The organism is Alteromonas sp. ABV2_168 (assembly GCF_056161165.1).
Map to the genome: position 1 here is coordinate 125259 of NZ_JBSWYQ010000001.1, position 18447 is coordinate 143705.

Annotated in this window: 19 protein-coding genes and 1 pseudogene; 13 read left to right on the forward strand and 7 right to left on the reverse strand. The window is 49.7% G+C overall.

What is annotated here, in order from left to right:
• Positions 1 to 12: 12 nt before the first annotated feature.
• Both ACXAH4_RS00600 and ACXAH4_RS00605 read right to left on the reverse strand, forming a co-directional pair.
• A complete protein-coding gene (locus ACXAH4_RS00600; protein ID WP_474842204.1) occupies positions 13 to 1677 on the reverse strand; it encodes a sulfatase family protein in 1665 nt (554 codons plus the stop codon).
• Positions 1678 to 1760: 83 nt separating this feature from the next.
• Positions 1761 to 4112 carry a TonB-dependent receptor gene (locus ACXAH4_RS00605; protein WP_474842203.1) on the reverse strand — a complete coding sequence of 784 codons (2352 nt, stop codon included), beginning with the start codon at positions 4110 to 4112 and terminating at the stop codon, positions 1761 to 1763.
• A gap of 376 nt (positions 4113 to 4488) precedes the next feature.
• Here ACXAH4_RS00605 and ACXAH4_RS00610 point away from each other — a divergent pair, with 376 nt between their 5' ends.
• Together ACXAH4_RS00610 and ACXAH4_RS00615 are read left to right on the forward strand one after the other, a co-directional pair.
• Positions 4489 to 5508: a LacI family DNA-binding transcriptional regulator gene (locus ACXAH4_RS00610; RefSeq protein WP_474842202.1), complete on the forward strand. Its 1020-nt coding sequence runs from the start codon at positions 4489 to 4491 to the stop codon at positions 5506 to 5508.
• Positions 5509 to 5550: 42 nt separating this feature from the next.
• The gene (locus tag ACXAH4_RS00615; RefSeq protein ID WP_474842200.1) at positions 5551 to 6852 is read left to right on the forward strand and encodes an MFS transporter; all 1302 of its coding nucleotides are present in this window, start codon (positions 5551 to 5553) and stop codon (positions 6850 to 6852) included.
• 23 nt (positions 6853 to 6875) lie between these two features.
• Here ACXAH4_RS00615 and ACXAH4_RS00620 read toward each other — a convergent pair whose 3' ends face one another.
• Both ACXAH4_RS00620 and ACXAH4_RS00625 read right to left on the reverse strand, forming a co-directional pair.
• A complete protein-coding gene (locus tag ACXAH4_RS00620; RefSeq protein ID WP_474848654.1) occupies positions 6876 to 7343 on the reverse strand; it encodes a LysR substrate-binding domain-containing protein in 468 nt (155 codons plus the stop codon).
• A 15-nt stretch (positions 7344 to 7358) separates the two neighbouring features.
• Positions 7359 to 7526, reverse strand: a pseudogene (locus tag ACXAH4_RS00625) (helix-turn-helix domain-containing protein); the annotation flags it as partial.
• A 24-nt stretch (positions 7527 to 7550) separates the two neighbouring features.
• On the opposite strand from ACXAH4_RS00625, the gene ACXAH4_RS00630 reads away from it, so the two are divergent.
• The 5 genes from ACXAH4_RS00630 to lexA all read left to right on the forward strand — a co-directional run bounded on the left by ACXAH4_RS00630 (position 7551) and on the right by lexA (position 10352).
• Complete coding sequence (locus ACXAH4_RS00630) at positions 7551 to 8018, forward strand: aldehyde dehydrogenase family protein (RefSeq protein ID WP_474880639.1); 468 nt, start codon at positions 7551 to 7553, stop codon at positions 8016 to 8018.
• Positions 7969 to 8424 (forward strand): aldehyde dehydrogenase family protein, encoded by a 456-nt coding sequence (locus ACXAH4_RS00635; protein WP_474880290.1) that lies wholly within the window; start codon positions 7969 to 7971, stop codon positions 8422 to 8424. Before ACXAH4_RS00630 ends, ACXAH4_RS00635 begins: the two co-directional genes overlap by 50 nt.
• Before the next feature lie 61 nt (positions 8425 to 8485).
• Positions 8486 to 8749 carry an aldehyde dehydrogenase family protein gene (locus tag ACXAH4_RS00640; RefSeq protein ID WP_474842194.1) on the forward strand — a complete coding sequence of 88 codons (264 nt, stop codon included), beginning with the start codon at positions 8486 to 8488 and terminating at the stop codon, positions 8747 to 8749.
• A gap of 41 nt (positions 8750 to 8790) precedes the next feature.
• Positions 8791 to 9468 carry a type 1 glutamine amidotransferase domain-containing protein gene (locus tag ACXAH4_RS00645; RefSeq protein ID WP_474848650.1) on the forward strand — a complete coding sequence of 226 codons (678 nt, stop codon included), beginning with the start codon at positions 8791 to 8793 and terminating at the stop codon, positions 9466 to 9468.
• A gap of 257 nt (positions 9469 to 9725) precedes the next feature.
• On the forward strand, positions 9726 to 10352 hold the full coding sequence (gene lexA / locus ACXAH4_RS00650) for a transcriptional repressor LexA (RefSeq protein WP_119503154.1): 627 nt from the start codon (positions 9726 to 9728) through the stop codon (positions 10350 to 10352).
• Between the two features lie 101 nt (positions 10353 to 10453).
• Here the strand turns inward: lexA and ACXAH4_RS00655 are convergent, their stop codons facing one another.
• The gene (locus tag ACXAH4_RS00655) at positions 10454 to 11593 is read right to left on the reverse strand and encodes a serine hydrolase domain-containing protein (protein ID WP_474880292.1); all 1140 of its coding nucleotides are present in this window, start codon (positions 11591 to 11593) and stop codon (positions 10454 to 10456) included.
• 109 nt (positions 11594 to 11702) lie between these two features.
• Positions 11703 to 12275: a YceI family protein gene (locus ACXAH4_RS00660; protein ID WP_119503152.1), complete on the reverse strand. Its 573-nt coding sequence runs from the start codon at positions 12273 to 12275 to the stop codon at positions 11703 to 11705.
• A gap of 407 nt (positions 12276 to 12682) precedes the next feature.
• On the opposite strand from ACXAH4_RS00660, the gene coxB reads away from it, so the two are divergent.
• From coxB to ACXAH4_RS00680, 4 genes are read left to right on the forward strand one after another with little or no spacing between them, the layout of a single operon-like run.
• Positions 12683 to 13768 carry a cytochrome c oxidase subunit II gene (gene coxB / locus ACXAH4_RS00665; RefSeq protein WP_474842404.1) on the forward strand — a complete coding sequence of 362 codons (1086 nt, stop codon included), beginning with the start codon at positions 12683 to 12685 and terminating at the stop codon, positions 13766 to 13768.
• Between the two features lie 9 nt (positions 13769 to 13777).
• Positions 13778 to 15400 carry a cytochrome c oxidase subunit I gene (ctaD, locus tag ACXAH4_RS00670; protein ID WP_119503151.1) on the forward strand — a complete coding sequence of 541 codons (1623 nt, stop codon included), beginning with the start codon at positions 13778 to 13780 and terminating at the stop codon, positions 15398 to 15400.
• A gap of 9 nt (positions 15401 to 15409) precedes the next feature.
• Positions 15410 to 16000: a cytochrome c oxidase assembly protein gene (locus ACXAH4_RS00675; protein ID WP_119503150.1), complete on the forward strand. Its 591-nt coding sequence runs from the start codon at positions 15410 to 15412 to the stop codon at positions 15998 to 16000.
• A gap of 21 nt (positions 16001 to 16021) precedes the next feature.
• Complete coding sequence (locus tag ACXAH4_RS00680; protein ID WP_119503149.1) at positions 16022 to 16900, forward strand: cytochrome c oxidase subunit 3; 879 nt, start codon at positions 16022 to 16024, stop codon at positions 16898 to 16900.
• 21 nt (positions 16901 to 16921) lie between these two features.
• Here ACXAH4_RS00680 and ACXAH4_RS00685 read toward each other — a convergent pair whose 3' ends face one another.
• The gene (locus tag ACXAH4_RS00685; protein ID WP_303572462.1) at positions 16922 to 17131 is read right to left on the reverse strand and encodes a DUF2909 domain-containing protein; all 210 of its coding nucleotides are present in this window, start codon (positions 17129 to 17131) and stop codon (positions 16922 to 16924) included.
• Between the two features lie 30 nt (positions 17132 to 17161).
• Between ACXAH4_RS00685 and ACXAH4_RS00690 the strand changes: the two genes are divergently transcribed.
• Positions 17162 to 17872: an SURF1 family protein gene (locus ACXAH4_RS00690; RefSeq protein ID WP_474842183.1), complete on the forward strand. Its 711-nt coding sequence runs from the start codon at positions 17162 to 17164 to the stop codon at positions 17870 to 17872.
• A 5-nt stretch (positions 17873 to 17877) separates the two neighbouring features.
• Entirely contained in the window at positions 17878 to 18435 is a 558-nt protein-coding gene (locus tag ACXAH4_RS00695) for a hypothetical protein (protein WP_474880293.1), read from the forward strand.
• The last annotated feature ends 12 nt before the right edge of the window (positions 18436 to 18447 follow it).

The window sequence follows — 18447 nt, forward strand, 5'->3', positions numbered from 1 at the left end:
TTACCAAACTCCTTAGTGACGCGGCTTGTCAGCCGTTTTTTCCATCCACGGGAAGTACATTTCACCTTTGCGCTGCATGTCGATTTTCATCGGCGTATCAGGAAACAGTCCCATGTACATGTCTTTGCGGTTGGGCTCAACCAGCCACCAGTCCGGGAAAGGAGCGGCCTTCAACCCGTCTTTCTTGCGCAGGTTCATACCTTCAGCCAGCCTTGCGTTAAAGGGTACCGAGGGCTTGCTGTTATCAGCAGGACGCAGAGCGGCGTAGAGCGCCTGACGCAGTGGCAGTAACTCATGAGCATATTTCGGATCGCGGATAAGGTTATGCATTTCTTCCGGGTCGTTTTTCAGATCGTAAAGTTCTTCGATGTCCCAGACACCGTGATACTGGATGTATTTAAGATCGCCGCGACGAATGGCGAAGGTGGTAGGCGTCATGGGGAAAGACCATTCCCAGTAGTACTCGTAAACAAAATCAGGCGACTGCCACTCGTCTTCTGCTACCTTGCCGGATGCCACGGGCAGAAAGCTTTTTCCTTCAAACTGTTCAGGTTGCGCTGCGCCCGCCAGTTCGAGGAAAGTAGGAGCCATATCCAGGTTTCTCACCAGTGCCTCATTGGTCGCACCTTGTGGCAGCAGGCCAGGCGCGCTGATCACCAGAGGAACGCGTACTGAGCCTTCATAAGCATTGCGCTTATCGATAAGGCCGTGATCGCCAATCAGAAAGCCGTTGTCTGAGTAAAATACCACCATGGTGTTGTCGTACAGATCGTTGTCTTTCAGGTACTGCACTAACTCGCCCAGGCTGTCATCAACGGCTGACAATGTGGCGTAATACTCCTTAAGGTATGCTTCCATAGTGCGGTCGCTGGCATAGAAAAAGTCTGTGCCGTGCCAGCTGTTGCGCTGATTATGTACCCACATGGGCTTGTTTTTAGCGTCCTCTTCTGTCACCACCGCTGAGTCCGGTAATTTGAAATCCACATCATCGTACTGTCCTTTATGGCGCTCAGCCGGCGTGGCATCGGAATGCACAGCTTTATGGCTCAGGTACATGAAAAATGGCTGGTTTCCTTTCACATCATTTTTCAGCCAGTCCAGTGCGTAATCCGTCAGCTCGTCAGTGATGTAGCCTTTCTGATTAACGTGTTTACCGTCCACGTTGAGCTGATTCACCATACCTTTCGCCAGCATCGGAGCCGGAATGGCGTCAGTCGGGTAATACGCTCCCTGTCCGGGAAAGCTGACCCATTTATCAAATCCGTCACGGGGCATATCTGAATGGCTGCCCATGTGCCACTTACCGAAAAAACCGGTTTGATAGCCTGCCTGTTGCAGGTATTTGGGAAAGAAGGTCAGGCCTTCTTCACTGGAGTTATTGTTATCAACAATCTTGTGGTTACGGGCGGTCATGCCGGTAAGAATGGTGGCGCGGCTGGGTGAACACAGTGAGGATGTCACTACCGCATTGGGAAAATACACACCGGTTTCAGCCAGTTTATCAATGTTCGGGGTTTGCAGTTCTTCCTGCAGAAAACCCATACCGTCGTAGCGAAGGTCATCCATCAGTACAAAAATAACGTTACGCTGTTGTTCTGCAGCGCTGGCATTCATCGACAAGCTTAAGGCGATGGCGCTGGCAGCAGTTAACAGCTTCTTAGTGAATGTGTCGGGCATGGTTGCTTATTCCGTATTTGTAAAAAGTGAAAAAGTGCGGATAAAAGCAACGTTGTCTTTTATCCGCGAAATGTATCACCGGGTTAGTAAGCGCCGAAGCGATATGTAAATTCAACACCCATATAACGCTGGAAGTCTCTGGTCAGCTGAGCGTTAATGTTGCTCTGATCAAAGATAGCGGTACCGATTTGAGCAACATAGGTGTCGTTGAGTGCGTTTTTCGCAAATACACTGGCGACCCATTTACCGTCATCTGCCTGCAGACCGACAGTCAGATCCAATACGCTGTAGCTTGGCAGAATAAGATACGGTGCCTGGTTCTGATTCATCTGGGTTTCATCCTGCCAGCGGTAATTGGCGCTGACGAACATATCCATGTCGCCGTCCAGGTAGATGTTGTATTTGCCGGACAAAGTAAACTTGGTATCCGGAGAGTTAGGCACATCTCCGCCGGTAATCGACTGGAAGCCGTCAATACAGCCTTGTGCTGCTGTTTGATTGAAATAGCATTGTTGATCCTGGAATTCACCGTAGGTTGCATCGATAAAGGCGACACCACCACTGATCAGTAACTCAGGGACAGGCTTGGCGTTAAACTCTACTTCCAGACCTTCGGTGATCACTTCACCGGCGCTGGTGAGTGAGAAGGTCACCGTTTCCGGGTTGTAAGCCTGACCCTGGAAATTCTCGAAGGTAGTGTGGAAACCGGTGACAGACAGACGCAATCTGCGGTCGAAAAACTCTGAACGCACGCCGCCTTCCCAGGCTTTGTTTGTTTCCGCCGGTACCGGTGCGGTTCGGCTTTCGTTCAGCGAGAAAATCAGGTCGAACGCAGGGGCTTTGTAACCTTCGGCATAGCTACCGAAAATCATGGTGGTATCGTTGATATCGTACGACAGCGCCAGGCGGCCTGTCAGTGCGTCGTCTTCGGTTTCATTGGTGAAATACCCGGCTGACGCAGGCAGTGCCGGTAATCCTGAGAACGGGCCGGTAATGACTGTAGCGCCGCGGGCGAAATCAAAAGATATTTCATCTTTGGTGTAGCGCAGGCCCAATGACGCAGTAAAATCTTCGGTTACATCCCAGTCTGCCTGACCAAAGAATGCGTAGTTGCGGGTATCAACTTTTGAGTCCATCGCAGCAAAACCGATGCCTGAGCCTTCTTCTGAACAGGCGACAGTGCCCACAGCCGGATCGTAGGCATCGGCGCAGCGCATCACTTCACGTTCGAAATAACGCTCAACGGTTTGCTCCCAGTAGAATGCACCCGCTGTCAGGAAAATATTATCAGTGGCCTGGCCGGATAAACGCAGTTCCTGTGAGAACTGGGTTTGTTGCTGATCGCCGCCGCCGGAAGCGCCGTTTTTGGTGAACAGTACATGGCCTGTTACCGGCGACGTGTACGGATTGATATCTGCATCCTGAGCTGTTTCCAGGGTGAAGCCGCGATAAGCAGTAATTGAGGTCAGCGCAAAGTCTTCAAAGCTGTGGTTGTATTCAACTGAGATCCCGCCGGTTTCAGTGTTGGAATATGCCGGACTGGCAATCTTGACCTTGTTGTTACCCCAGGATACATCCACGTCGGCATAGTCTTCTCCTAACTGATGCAAGTCTGCCAGTGAGCCCCGGCCAATACTTTGTAAAACTGACGTACAGCAGTCCCTTTCCTGCTTCGAATAATCGGCAATAATATAAACGTTGTCATTCATACCCAGATCGATATCGAGTTTACCTCTTACACCTTTACTTTCGTCTCCGTTGATGGTGTCGCCATTAGTAACATTTTCCACAAAACCATCGAAATCACGGTTATAAAAAGACAACCGTCCGCGCACATTGTCACTGATCGGGCCGGTCACCTGACCCATCATGCCCCAGGCGTCATCATCAGTGAGCGTAAGGCGGACTTCACCAAAGAATGAATCTTCCGGACGTTTAGTAAAAATACTCAGTACACCACCGGAAGCATTTTTACCAAACAAGGTGCCCTGCGGTCCGCGTAGTACTTCAACCCGGTCAATATCTGCCAGATCCGACAAAAACTGTACCGTACGGCCAAGGGGGACACCGTCAATGACTGTACTGACAGTAGGTTCAACAGCAGTCTGGAACGCGGTGGTACCAATCCCGCGAATGTTCACACCGGAACCACGCATATCGCCGGACTGGTTAAATGTCACCGACGGACTTACCTGAACTAAGTCCTGGAATTCTGTGGCCTGAGCGGCATCTAAAATTTCGCCGGATACTGTGGTAACGGCAACCGGTACTTCCATGAAGCCCTGTACCCGCTTTTGTGCGGTGACTTCAATGACCTCCAGTTGTGAGTTCGTTTTCGCGTCATCATTGGTGTTGTCCTGAGCCGCGGCATAAGTGGATGTCATCGTGCCCAGTGCGAGCAACAATGCGCGATTCAGTGGTTTTTTGTTAAACATCGGATTTTCTCCTCAGAGTGTAGTCCTTTCGGGGCTGTTATCAGCACCCGGCAAATTAACGGTTTTTATTTTTATCACTCACCGGTACGGCAGATTCCGGTGTGGCAAATGTTTAATATCTGTTAAATGTTTAACAATCATACTACGTTGATATTTGAAAAGTCTATCGTTGTCTTTTAACTGTTTGTTAAATCAGTTAAGTTTAATTTTATGATTTAATTTATATTTATTTTACATATTCTGAATGGTTATAAATCTATTTTTATATAATATATGCTATCGTTGTCTATTTGCGAAACTTTTTACAACTTGATGGATTCTCTGTCAGGTGTCTTCTGTGGCACAATGTGTTCATAAATAAACGAAGCTCGCCATAATGAAGACGGATAAGAATCTCACGGTACATGATGTCGCCCGGGTTGCCGGTGTATCAATTAAAACGGTATCGCGTGTATTAAATAATGACCCGACAGTCAGAGATAAAAATAAAGAAAAGGTGCTCAGTGCAGTGGCCGTTACCGGCTACCGGCCGGACCTCAATGCCAGGCGCCTGCGCACCAAACAGTCTTATCTTATTTGTCTCTTATATATGGACTATGCCTCGAACTCCTATTCGGCGAGACTGACATCCGGTGCTATCGAAGTGTGTGACGAAGCTGGCTACGATTTACTGGTGCGGCCGGTAAAAGACAGAACCTCGCTGGCGGAACAGGTTAAGGCACTGGCGGAACGTTCAAACCCTGACGGTTACATTCTTACGCCACCACTGTGTGATGATCAGGGAGTATTGTCAGTCATCGAAGCTGAACAAAAACCGGCGGTTAAAATTCTGCCTATGTCACTGGACGCCAACAGCTGCGTCTCCTGTGACATTGTGGCCGGCGTGAAAGAGGCGGTGAGTCATTTACTTACGCTGGGGCACCGCCGTGTTGCGATCATTAATTTTAACAATGTACACGGTGGCTTACTGCGTTATCAGGGCTATGAAGAAGCGCACCGCGATTTTGATATTCCTGTTGATACATCGCTGGTTTTTCAGGGCCCTATGTCGTCAGATGAAGAATATGAAAAGATTATCCGCCATCTGCTGTCCGGGGACGATCGCCCCACCGCATTTTTTACCTTCAATGATTATCTTGCCACTCTGGTTTACAAAGTGGCCAGCCAGCTGAAATTGCGGATCCCTTATGATGTATCGGTGATAGGTTTTGACGACGACCCTTCCAGTAAGAATCTGTGGCCACCACTCAGCACTGTGCACCAGCCGGTGGGCAATCTGGGACGCGCAGCGGCCGGCAAGCTGATCCAACAGCTTGTGTTGCATCGTCCCTATGAAGAGAAAGAAGATCTGACTTGTAAATACGTGCAGCGAAGCTCCTGCGGGCCGCTGCTCTGATATGAATATGCCGGTTGCTATCCCGCCCTCCGGAAGCTGCTCATGCTGACATCTTTCCAGAGACAGGCCTATGCATCCGGTGCTTTTACTAAAAGTACACTCTGGAACTTTACTGATTTACTGCTGCTTTATTATTTTGCCGATATACAGGGACTGGGGGCAGCGGCAGCGGGCCTGATCCTGATGGTGTCTCTGCTTGTATCCGGCGTGCTGGATATCTCGCTGTCTCTGCTTCTCGACAGATATAATTTGCACTACCAGAAAGTCATCGCCTCAGGTGCGCCGCTGACAGTACTGTCGTTCGCTATTTTGTTTTATCCCCTGCCGGCCGGTGCGGACTACCTGTTTACTTTTTATCTTGTGGTGACCATCCTCTTTCGCATTGGTTATGCACTGGTAGACATACCTCACAACGCGATGATGGGGTCACTGACCAGAGACAGCCATGAGCGGACACGTCTGTCTTCATCCCGCATTTTTTATAATTCCTGTGCAATCCTGCTCTTCGCCGCATTTGCCGGCGATACACTTGCTATGCTGGAGTCACAGGATAACGGGATGCGGACTATCTTGCTTATCACGGCAAGCGTGTTCATGCTGGTGAATATTTATTTATGTATTTTGCCGGTCTGGCGGGAAGGTAATCTGACAGCGGTCAAACACCCGCCTCCGCTCAGTAAAGCATTCCGTGCACTCCTGCGAAATAAGGCATTCATGGTACTGGCGGTATATTCATTACTGCCGTGTATCTTTATTCCGGTGTTCTACAAATCCGGCGTTTACTTCGCAAGCATGCTTTTTCACGACGAGAAGCTGACGACCTGGTTCATTATGAGTCTGGCGGCAGGAAAGCTGGTGGCGCTACCCTGGTTTAACCACCTCTCACAGCGCATGGAAAAGCATCATGCCATGATCCTTGCGCTGGCCGGGCTGGCTGTGACTTTCCTTAGCTTTCTTCTGCTGACCCCGGCCACGATGACCGGTGCATGTGTTTATTTCGCTGTTTGTGGTTTTTTCTCAGGCGGACTGCTGGTACTGGTGTGGTCAGCATTACCAGACACCATTGAGTACGGTGCGAGGGATCAGGGGATACCTAATCAGGCGCTTACCTTTGGCGCATTTCATCTGGTGATGCGGATAAGCGACGGGCTGTCTTTTGCTGTGATTGCCGGTGCGCTGGAATATGCGGCGCAGAGTGCAAACGCTGATATTGAGTCTGTGCTGTTTGTCGAAATCATTTCGCTGGTAGCCAGCGCAGGCTGTCTGCTCGGGGCTGTGGTGCTCTGGTTTTATCCTCTCACCCGGGCGGTGCATAACGCGTTAGCTACTGAAAAAGATAAGTAATGGCGCCGGGGTAAACGGCGACATTACGACCATAATTGAGTGAGTAAGGTCTGTCTTGCGTGAGCAACGCGGACTTGACGTAAAGCACTGGGTAACCAAATTAGGTAGTAGTGAATTTCATGTGTACCAACTGGCGAAGGGATCTCCATGAGTTCGCTTTGAGCAATTTGCTGCTGACATAAGAACTCGGGCATAACAGACCAACCAAAGTCTTGTGCTGACAATATGCGCTTTACGGTACTTGGAGCGGCCACTGGGAGTAATTTACTGGTATAAATCAGCTCGCTTTTTAAACGATCATCTAAGACTGGGTGGGCTGAGATTCCCAGATCACAGTGCCCCTCAAGTAACATGTCCGACACCATACTGCCGTTACCGGTGTGCATACGAATTTTCACCCCCGACTCCAATAACGGTAGCATCGGTACACTGAGTATCTCAGCTATAAAATCCGCATGTCCGACTATCTGCAAGACACCAGAGATGTCCATTGATCGAGCTCTTGCTTAAGCCAAAGCCGCCTCAGCTACTTCCAGCTTATCACCAATGTCCATGGCTAATTCATCCGCTGTGGAGGTAGGCTCGACGCCACTAGAAGAACGCTCAAATAAAGGTCGCCCAATGGCCACCTCTAGTCCTGCAATGTGTTGTGATACAGCAGGTTGCGTCAAGTTAAGTGACCGCGCTGTATAAAATTAATCCGTGATAACCATAAAGCCATTGCTTCTGCCATGAGCGAAGATTTTGGACACCGTAGCTTATATCAGTCTTACGTGGCCGATATGGTAACAACCAGTAATATGTTGCAACACGCCATCGATAATCTCGATACCTGGATGGAGGCAGAACAAACCGCCTCACCTGATCCTGAAATGCACACTGAAATACAGTTTCAACCGTTAGGGATTGTTGGTGTCATTAGTCCCTGGAATTTTCCAATCAATTTAGCATTTGGACCGTTAGCTGGTGTATTTTCAGCGGGTAATAGCGCCATGTTAAAACCTTCTGAACTGACGCCTGAGACTTCAGAATTATTGGCTGAGTTAGTGGCCCGTTACTTCGGCCCTGAAGAGCTAACCGTAGTACTAGGGGATGCGTGCTGCTGCAGAAAACCTTGTGCCAGTGACTCTGGAACTGGGTGGAAAGTCGCCTGTTATGGTGGCTAAAGGTGCTGACCTGAGCAAAGCAGTTGAGCGCACATTAACGATTAAATCCTTTAATGCAGGTCAAATTTGCCTGTCACCAGATTACGTTTTGCTGCCTGCAGAGCAAACTCAAGCGTTCAAAGCTCAAGCGCGAGAATTTATGGGACAAACCTTCCCAAGCATTCAAGAAAATACCGATTACACCGCAATCATTAACGAACACCATTACCAGCGCTTAGTCGATCTATTAGAAGATGCACGTCAAAAAGGCGCAGAGATCATCAATCTTGCGCCGCAAAATGAACCGGCTTATGACGCCTCAAGCCGTAAAATCGCTCCGCAACTAGTGATTGGGACAACCGACGATATGGCAATCATACAGGAAGAAATATTTGGTCCATTATTGCCCATTCGTCTGTATCAATAAGAGGACGAGGCAATTGATTACATCAATCAACACCCTCGCCCTTTAGCCGCCTATTACTTCAATGAGGACAGCACAGCAAGTATTTGCACAACAAACGACTTCCGGAGCGCTGGTCATCAACGACGTCATGACCCATGTATCTATTGATGAGCTGCCTTTTGGTGGTGTGGGCGCGTCAGGTATGGGGGCTTACCATGGTATTCATGGCTTCCGCCAGTTCTCTCATGCCAGGGCGGTGGTAGTACAAAGCGAAGCGGGTGTATCAAATCTTCGATTGCGAGCACCGTATGCAGACAAACAAGCAGCCGTAGACGCTTTTTTTTAATCATTGATTCATCCATATTGTTAAAAGATAGAGAGGTTTATATGAAAATCTTAATGGTACTTACATCGCATAATGAGCTGGGTAACACCGGTGAAAAAACAGGCTTTTGGTTGGAGGAGTTTGCAGCGCCTTACTACACCTTTACAGATGCTGGTGCTGAGTTGGTGTTGGCTTCACCTCTGGGGGGACAACCACCTCTGGATCCGAAAAGTGATTTGCCTGATTTTCAAACCCCTGCGACTGAGCGATTTAAGCAAGACCAACAAGCGCAGCAAGTACTGGCGAACACTGTCAAACTTGAAAACGTGTCACACACAGATTTTGATGCGGTGTTTTATCCGGGCGGCCATGGCCCCCTGTGGGATCTTGCTGAGTCAGAACAGTCTGTTTCACTGATCGAAGCGTTTGAGCGGGCAGGCAAGCCAATCAGTTTTGTGTGTCATGCCCCTGGGGTCCTGCGTCATGTAAAAACTGATAACGGCGAGCCGCTTATCAAAGGTCGTAAAGTTACTGGCTTTACTAACGGAGAAGAAGCGGGGGTGGAGTTGACTGATGTGGTGCCATTCTTGATAGAAGATGAATTCATTCGTCTTGGCGGTCACTATGAAAAAGGTGCGGACTGGGAGCCTCACGTAGTTGAAGATGGCCGATTGATTACAGGCCAAAATCCAGCCAGCTCCGAAGCTGTCGCGCAAGCCTTGATTAAACAACTTGCATAATTTCCCTCAAATTTAGCCGGTGGCGTTCTGATTAGGAGGCCCCTGGCTAAAATTTCTTGATAAGAAGATACCTTTTTATTCCCAAGGAGAACTAAAACAGCGTATTACAATGTACAACTAATGCATATCGTTGCAATGAAAACCAGGCGTTGTTAACTGCGCCCCCTGAATAAGCGTAATAATTTCGCCGGCAGCCCTTGTCAAACCAGCGCAACTGTATATACTCACAGGAACTGTATAGAAAAACAGGGCTGTTTATGCGTCCACTTACTCCAAGACAAACGGAAGTTCTCGAACTGATCAAAACCACCATGCTGGAAACCGGCATGCCGCCCACCCGTGCGGAAATTGCGAAGCAATTAGGGTTTAAATCAGCTAATGCAGCAGAAGAGCATTTAAAGGCGCTGGCCCGTAAAGGTGTAATCGAAATTCTGGCGGGTACCTCACGGGGTATAAAGCTGAATATTCCGCTGGAAGCAGAAAACGATGAAGACGCAGGCTTACCGTTAATCGGCCGTGTTGCGGCAGGTGAACCTATTCTGGCGCAGGAACATGTGGAAATGCATTACAAGGTCGACCCTGATCTGTTCCACCCCCGTGCGGATTTCCTGTTACGTGTAAACGGTATGAGTATGAAAGATATCGGTATTCTGGATGGTGATCTACTTGCCGTTCACCGAACTACTGACGTGCACAATGGGCAGGTAGTTGTTGCCAGGGTTGATGAGGATGTCACGGTAAAACGTCTGGAAAAACGCGGCCGCGAAGTTTGGCTGCATGCAGAAAATGAAGAATTCGATACCATAAAGGTGGATCTTGCTGCTGAACCATTCAACATTGAAGGTCTGGCTGTAGGTGTAATCCGCAATGCTGACTGGATGTAAGTCCTTTCGCTAAGCGCGGTGCAATAACTATTGTGTGCGCTGGCCACAGCGCTAAAAATTGGAAGGGCGATGATATAAACCATCATCGCCCTTTTTCTTTACTATTGGCTGGTATGTGCAAAGTGCAGTGTCTTGAGCGCCAGCAGAAAAACATCAGCATTGTCTTCACCACTGACATTTTTTACTACAGTAACCGCTGTTTTATGTTCACGGCAAAGAATGGTCATTGTAATGCCGCCCATACTGCCACCTGAGTGCATCACTGCATCAGGAATATCGTCCATCAAAGCCAGCGCGCTCACGTTATCTTTATACGCTTTACGTTTTTTGTAATCGCCAAAACCGGTTTTCCAGCCTATGCCGAAGCCCACGGTTTCACCATTGTTAAGCCTGGCAGGAGTAAACATGGCGCGGGTAGTCTCTGGTTTCAGGTAATCGCTTGCCACATGGGCTACAGCAAACCGGACAATATCTGACGGCGTAGAAATAAAACCGCCGCCGGCCCATTTATAGCTGTGATCCGTTTGTGGCGCATTAATCAGCTCACCTTCGTGTACGGTGTAAGGTCTCGCCCGGTGATCGATGATGGTGTACTGGTCGTCAAATACCGTGTTGTCCAGTTTCAGCGGCGCGAACACTTCTTCGTTTATGATGGCGCGGAAATCCCGGGACGCGTCAGCCCCTTCCATTGCGGCACTGACCAGTGTCCAGGCAAACGTTGAATAACGGTGATCTGTGCCGGGTGCAAACAGCAGTGGATCATCTTTAAACATCGCCAGTGCACTGTCGATATCCGGATAACTTTCATTCAGAAGGAATTCATTGGCACCTTCTTTGTAGTGCCTGATGCCTGCTGTATGTGAGGTAAGCTGGCGCAGAGTAATGACCGGTTTATCAGCAGGCCATGCGCTGACGTATTCAGTTACCGGTTTATCCAGATCAATGTTGCCCGCTTCCGCAAGACGCATTAATCCGGCCGTAGCGATGAGTTTAGAGACACTGCCGATACGCACCTTGTGATCTGTCGTCATCGGTACATGGTTTTCCACGTCGGCAAAACCGTAGCCTTTAGCCATCAGCATGCCCTTATCGTTGCCCAGTGCCATGGTTATACCCGGCACTGTGTCATGACTTACCGCTTCTTCAAACTGAGCGTTAATAGCGCCGGAAGGAAGATCTTTGGCAAAAACAGAGGGTGTTAAAAATAACAGAAAAGAGGAGAAAACAGCGCGGCGCAACATAGAAGCAATCCCTGACAATAAAAACAATCAGACTACCGCAGTTAACAGGCCGCTACCAATAAAAAAGCCCGCTCGCGCGGGCCGGGCATCTGGACGGTGATGCGAAAACTTATTTAGCTTGTGCTTCTGTGGTGATGTGCAGCGTGACTTCGTCACTCACATTCGGTACATACATATCAATCCCGAAGTCAGAACGCTTGATGGTGGTCATTGCATCAAAACCTATCGCTTCTTTCTGTGTCATCGGGTGTACACCTGAACCATTCAGAGTGACATCCATAGTGACGGACTTAGTCACACCTTTGATCGTCAGATCGCCGGTCACTTCCATCGTCTTATCACCTGTCATTTCAACATCTGTACTGGTGAAGGTGGCAGAAGGAAACTTCGCTGCATTGAACCAGTCAGCACCGACAAATTCTTCATTCAGCTTTTTAACAAATGAATCAATGGTATCAATTTTCACCGACACATCGATTTTGCTGTCTTCCGGCGCGTCTTTGTCAAACACGATGGTGCCTTCAGCGCCGTTGATGGCGGCTGTCGGGTTAGAGAATCCGAAGTGATTCCATGAAGCGATAACGCTGGTGTGAGTAGGATCAATCTGATAGCTCACAGGCGCCGCGAATGCGCCTGCACTGATTAAACCTGAAACTAATACTGCCGGGATAAATTTATTCATTACACATTCCTTTCATAACGTTGATGTCACAAGTGTGAGGACGATTTACTTACCTATAATACGGCGTTCCTTAAATACGGATGTGTCGAAGATCTGAACGAAACATTCGAAATATCAGAATGAAGTGCTTTGACCCTGTTTCTGAGGCCACCCCGGCCATTTATTTTTTCAGAAAGACTAGACACAAGATGAAATCTGTTTAATTCTTATACCGCTGTTAACGAAAAAATAACAAAAAGAGATAAAAATTAACAGGCGGATAGCCTGATACGACAGGGTCCTGTGAGCAGGGTATTACACAAGATCCTCCATCACGGAGGTGTTGAGTGAAGAAACTCGTATGTAACGCAATGATGGTTTGGGGGTTAGCGATGTCTGTTATTCCGGCGTCGCTGCAAGCAGAAACCATGGCAACATCAGACCGGGCAGGTGAAATCAACCTGAGACAAGGTGTCACAGACATCAGTGGACAGGTGTACGACCTGCATATGCTGATGTTCTCAATTTGTGTGGCCATCGCTGTGGTGGTGTTCGGTGTGATGTTTTACTCCATGTTCAAGCACCGTAAATCCCGGGGCGCCAAACCGGCGCACTTCCACGAAAACGTGAAAGTAGAAATCGCCTGGACAGTCATTCCTTTCCTGATCCTGATATTTATGGCCGTCCCGGCAGCACAAACCCTCATCGCGATGGAAGATGCCAGTGAACCTGAAATGACGGTTCTTGTCACCGGTTCCCAGTGGAAATGGCATTACAAGTACATGGACAGCGATGTGTCCTTTTACTCCATCATGGCCACACAGCGTGAGCAGATTGAGAACAAATTCGAAAAAGGGGAAAACTACCTGCTTGAGGTAGATCGTCCTCTGGTCATTCCTACCGGACAAAAAGTCCGCTTCCTGATCACCTCTGACGACGTTATCCATTCCTGGTGGGTGCCAGATTTCGCAGTAAAGAAAGATGCTAATCCGGGCTTCATCAATGAGGCGTGGACCAAAGTGAATGAGCCCGGTATCTACCGTGGACAGTGCGCTGAACTGTGCGGGAAGGATCATGGTTTCATGCCGGTAGTGGTGATTGCGAAGAGCCCGGATGAATATAAAAACTGGATGACAGAGCAGGAAGCCATTGTGAAACAGGCGAAAGAAGAAGAGCAGCGCCTGCTGGCCATGAGCATGAGCAAAGAAGAGCTGATGAGTACCGGCGAGAAAGTGTACAACGCGACATGCGCAGCCTGCCATATGCCTAACGGTCAGGGGTTGCCGGGCGTTTTCCCTGCACTTAAAGGCAGTCAGATGGTATTGGAGGATCAGAAAGCGCACATCGATATTGTGCTTAACGGTAAAGCAGGCACGGCCATGCAGGCGTTTGGCAAGATGCTGTCCCTGAAAGATATCGCTGCGGTGATTACCTACGAGCGTAATGCTTGGGGAAATAACACCGGCGATGTGATCCAGCCTAAAGACGTTAATGCAGTAGCAACCGGTAAATAGGAGCGTGCGATGAGTAAAGCAACTGAAACTATGACGCCGGAGCACACTGCGGCACATGATGAACATCACGATGATCACCACGGACACGGCGCTCCGGCAGGCCTGATGCGTTGGGTGCTGACAACTAACCACAAAGATATCGGTACGTTATATCTGTGGTTCGCCTTCATCATGTTTCTTACTGGCGGCGCGATGGCGATGGTGATCCGCGCCGAACTGTTCCAGCCCGGTTTACAAATCGTAGACCCGAATTTCTTTAATCAGATGACCACAGTGCACGGCCTGATCATGGTATTCGGTGCTGTCATGCCGGCGTTTACCGGTCTGGCTAACTGGCTGATCCCCATGATGATTGGCGCACCGGATATGGCATTGCCCAGAATGAACAACTGGAGCTTCTGGATCCTGCCGTTTGCATTTTCCATGTTGTTAGGTTCACTGTTCATGGAAGGCGGTGGCCCGGCTTTCGGCTGGACCTTCTATGCGCCGCTGTCGACGACATACAGCAGCGACAGTACCGCGCTGTTTGTGTTCTCAGTCCATATTATGGGGATTTCCTCCATCATGGGCGCAATCAACGTAATCGTGACTATCTTTAATATGCGTGCGCCGGGTATGACGTGGATGAAAATGCCACTGTTCGTCTGGACCTGGCTTATTACTGCATTCCTGCTGATTGCTGTAATGCCTGTACTGGCTGGTGCAGTGACCATGGTGCTTACCGATAAATTCTTCGGGACGAGTTTCTTTGATGCTGCCGGCGGCGGTGATCCGGTGATGTTCCAGCATATTTTCTGGTTCTTCGGGCACCCTGAAGTCTACATCATGATCTTGCCTGCTTTTGGCATTATCTCGCAGATTGTGCCGACCTTCGCCCGCAAGCGCCTGTTCGGCTATGCCTCCATGGTGTACGCCACTGCCTCCATCGCCCTGCTCTCATTCATTGTCTGGGCTCACCATATGTTTACCACAGGTATGCCGGTGTTTGCTGAAATGTTCTTTATGTTCGCCACCATGCTGATCTCCGTACCCACCGGCGTGAAAGTGTTTAACTGGGTGGCCACTATGTGGCGGGGTTCCATGACCTTTGAAATCCCCATGTTATTTGCTCTTGCCTTCATTGTGCTGTTCACCATCGGTGGCCTGTCCGGATTGATGCTGGCAATCACCCCTGTGGATTTTCAGTACCACGATACTTACTTTGTCGTGGCCCATTTCCATTATGTTCTGGTGACCGGAGCGGTGTTTTCCATTATGGCGGCGGTGTATTACTGGCTGCCCAAGTGGACCGGTAAGATGTTTGATATCACGCTGGCTAAGTGGCATTTCTGGTGCTCACTGATTTCCGTGAATGTGCTGTTCTTCCCTATGCATTTTGTGGGGCTGGCGGGTATGCCACGGCGGATCCCTGATTACTCGCTGCAATTTGCTGATTACAACCAGTGGATCAGTATCGGCGGGTTTGCTTTCGGGTTATCCCAGCTGATTTTCCTGGTACTGCTTATTAAAGCCTGTAAAAAGCAGGGCGAACCGGTTACGTCACAGGTGTGGGAAGGTGCAGAAGGTCTGGAGTGGGAAATTCCCTCTCCTGCTCCTTACCACACGTTTGAAACGCCTCCGGTTGTGAAGTGAGTTATCAAAATGGACAACCGCGCAGCCGGTAACCGCACCCTTACCCTGCGACTGCTTGTGGTCGTAGCGGGAATGTTTGGCTTCGGTTTCGCTCTGGTGCCTTTGTATGACGTGTTCTGTGATATCACCGGTATCAACGGAAAAACGGCTAACCGGGCCGCAGTGTGGCAGGGCAAAGATATCGATACCAGCCGCACAGTGACCGTAGAATTTATTACCCGCACAAACAGCGGTATGCCCTGGGAATTTCGTGCAGAAACACAGCGTGTGAAGGTGCACCCCGGGGAAGTGAATACCGTGGCGTTTTACGTCAGAAACCCGGCTGCCAGTAACATCATTGCTCAGGCAATTCCCTCTGTCAGTCCGGGACAGGCGGCCCTTTATCTGAATAAAACAGAGTGCTTTTGCTTTAACCAGCAGCCCTTACAGGCTGGTCAGGAAGCGTGGATGCCTATGTCGTTCTACGTGGATGCCGGGCTGCCAGAGGATATTACCTATTTTACCTTGCAGTACACACTGTACGACGTGACCGCCAGGGCCGGCGATCTGAGCGGCAGTGACAACCCTTATTTACGACAGCCTGTAAGCGGCAGCCGCTGACAGGCCGGAAGGAGAGTAGCCATGCAACAAGAATATCAACGGTATTATGTGCCTGCACAAAGTCCCTGGCCCATTGTCGGGGCGGTAGCCTTATTTCTGATTGCGGTGGGAGCCGGCAACACCGTCATTGAAAGTACCAAAGGGGAAGGCGGCTACGGGCCGCATGTTCTGGCGGCGGGCATCGTCACGTTGCTGGTGATGCTGTTTGGCTGGTTTAAAAATCAGATTGATGAATCCATGGGCGGATTATACAGCGATCAGCTTGGCCGCTCTTACCGTCAGGGGATGAGCTGGTTTATTTTCTCTGAGGTGATGTTTTTTGCCGCCTTTTTCGGGGCACTGTTTTACGCGCGCATGATTTCGGTGCCCTGGCTCGGAGGCGCCTCGAACAATGCGATGACCAATGACGTGTTGTGGCCGGCCTTTGAAGCCATGTGGCCCCTTGTTACCACGCCGGGGGGCACGACTACTCAGGAAATGAGTGCTGCCGGATTGCCTACCATTAACACCATTATTCTGCTGATTTCGTCCGTTACCCTGCACTTTGCTCACGTGGGCCTTGAGCAGAACAAACGCAAACAGCTGACCGTCATGCTGGGTGTAACCATATTACTGGGACTGGGCTTTCTGACACTGCAAGTCGAAGAATATATCCATGCTTATCAGGAGCTGGGTCTGACACTGCAGTCCGGCGTGTACGGCAACACCTTTTTCATGCTCACCGGCTTCCACGGAATGCATGTGACGCTGGGTACCATCATTCTGATTGTTTTGTTTTTAAGGGTGCTGAAAGGGCACTTTACACCCAAAAGCCACTTCGCGTTTCAGGCCGGCAGCTGGTACTGGCATTTTGTCGATGTGGTTTGGGTAATGCTGTATCTGTTTGTGTATGTGCTTTAAGTGAAAGCGCACCGGCCCGCCTCAGTAAGGGGCGGGATTCGGACTGATAAGTCCGGTAGCCAGTGCGACAAGGATCAGGGTAACAATGATGACAGAAGTTAAAACACGGCGGCCGATGTATTTGCTCATAGGTTCGCCGTCCGGGTCATCTTTCATCATTACCCGCATGGCGAGAAACAAGTTAGCGATCATGTAAATCACTAAGCATACAAGGACGATTTTTATAATCATTTTTTTCTCCGTCAATAAGGGGAGCCAATTATGAATCAGGCAAACCGGTTCCGTTCCTTACCTCTCGCTGTGGTGGTACTGACAGCGGTTATCTGCATGATTTCGCTGGGCTTCTGGCAACTCGACCGGATGCACCAGAAAGAACAGCGTCTGGCTAGCATAGCGCAAAAAAGCAGCGAAGGGTCAATCTCTCTCAGTCAGCTGGATCCTGTGCGGGAAGATATCCGTGATTATCAGGTGGGATTTAACGGCCGCGCAGATACAACTCAGATCCTGTTTCTGGATAACAGGGTGGAAAACGGGCGCGTGGGGTATGACGTTATCGTGCCTGTACATAGCAGTGAAGGCACGGTGCTGGTGAATTTTGGATGGGTGGAGGCGCCGTTAAGCCGGAATGAACTGCCCGGAGTGGATGTAGAAAGCAAGTTCCAGCACTTCCATGGCCGTATAACTATGCCGGGACACAATCCGGTGGTGCGCGAAACGCTGTCGTCTGATGCTACGTTTCCCGTGGTGGTGCAGGCGCTGGATATCCCCTTTATCCGCCGCCTGACCGGACAGCCTCTGCAACCCTTTGTGGTTGAGTTAACTGCACCGGAAAAAAGTGCGTTTGTCCGCAACTGGCAGCCCGTTGTAATGCCGCCGCAGAAGCACCTGGGTTATGCCATTCAATGGTTCGGGCTGGCCATCGCTGCGGCTGCAGTCAGTTACTTTTCAATGAATTCGAATAAAAAAGGATGATCAGTATGGCAGGAAAAAACAGCAAGTTGACTATGTTAGGCGTTGCCGCCGTATTTGTACTTCCGGTTATGCTGGCAAAGCTGGCCCTGGACAATCAGTGGTTTTCCAATGCAGCCACTAACAAAGGAGAGCTGCTGCAGCCTGTGAGGGATCTGACCCCGGTGTTTGCCGCTGAAAAGCCTAAATGGCGCATTGTGTACTCTGTGCCGGAGCAGTGCGATGCCGCCTGCCAGAATGCGATTTACAGTATTCATCAGGTGTGGATTGCCCTTGGCAGGGAGACTGACAGAGTTGAGGCAACGGTACTGCTTACCGGTAACAGTGATGCCGCCATTGCTGAGAAGTTGCAGTCAGAACAAAACCTGCATGTTGTAAAGGTGGCAGACAGTCGTCAGCAGGCAGCGCTTAATGTCAGTGATGCAGGGTCTATTCTGCTCGTCGACACCCTGAATAATGCCATGCTTCGTTACCCCACCTTTACCGACAAGCAAATGGCAATACAGCATAGCCGGGACATTCTGGCTGACGTGAAAAAACTGCTGAAACTGTCACGTATCGGATAATCCGGGAGGCAA

Coding starts and splice junctions, on each gene's coding strand:
- ACXAH4_RS00640 (WP_474842194.1), top strand. CDS start 8,486: ATGAGGACAGCACAGCAAGTATTTGCACAACAAACGACTTCCGGAGCG.
- ACXAH4_RS00690 (WP_474842183.1), top strand. CDS start 17,162: ATGAATCAGGCAAACCGGTTCCGTTCCTTACCTCTCGCTGTGGTGGTA.
- ACXAH4_RS00685 (WP_303572462.1), bottom strand. CDS start 17,131: ATGATTATAAAAATCGTCCTTGTATGCTTAGTGATTTACATGATCGCT.
- ACXAH4_RS00660 (WP_119503152.1), bottom strand. CDS start 12,275: ATGAATAAATTTATCCCGGCAGTATTAGTTTCAGGTTTAATCAGTGCA.
- ACXAH4_RS00605 (WP_474842203.1), bottom strand. CDS start 4,112: ATGTTTAACAAAAAACCACTGAATCGCGCATTGTTGCTCGCACTGGGC.
- ACXAH4_RS00600 (WP_474842204.1), bottom strand. CDS start 1,677: ATGCCCGACACATTCACTAAGAAGCTGTTAACTGCTGCCAGCGCCATC.
- ctaD (WP_119503151.1), top strand. CDS start 13,778: ATGAGTAAAGCAACTGAAACTATGACGCCGGAGCACACTGCGGCACAT.
- ACXAH4_RS00655 (WP_474880292.1), bottom strand. CDS start 11,593: ATGTTGCGCCGCGCTGTTTTCTCCTCTTTTCTGTTATTTTTAACACCC.
- ACXAH4_RS00615 (WP_474842200.1), top strand. CDS start 5,551: ATGCTGACATCTTTCCAGAGACAGGCCTATGCATCCGGTGCTTTTACT.
- ACXAH4_RS00620 (WP_474848654.1), bottom strand. CDS start 7,343: ATGGACATCTCTGGTGTCTTGCAGATAGTCGGACATGCGGATTTTATA.
- ACXAH4_RS00645 (WP_474848650.1), top strand. CDS start 8,791: ATGAAAATCTTAATGGTACTTACATCGCATAATGAGCTGGGTAACACC.
- lexA (WP_119503154.1), top strand. CDS start 9,726: ATGCGTCCACTTACTCCAAGACAAACGGAAGTTCTCGAACTGATCAAA.
- ACXAH4_RS00675 (WP_119503150.1), top strand. CDS start 15,410: ATGGACAACCGCGCAGCCGGTAACCGCACCCTTACCCTGCGACTGCTT.
- ACXAH4_RS00680 (WP_119503149.1), top strand. CDS start 16,022: ATGCAACAAGAATATCAACGGTATTATGTGCCTGCACAAAGTCCCTGG.
- coxB (WP_474842404.1), top strand. CDS start 12,683: ATGGCAACATCAGACCGGGCAGGTGAAATCAACCTGAGACAAGGTGTC.
- ACXAH4_RS00695 (WP_474880293.1), top strand. CDS start 17,878: ATGGCAGGAAAAAACAGCAAGTTGACTATGTTAGGCGTTGCCGCCGTA.
- ACXAH4_RS00610 (WP_474842202.1), top strand. CDS start 4,489: ATGAAGACGGATAAGAATCTCACGGTACATGATGTCGCCCGGGTTGCC.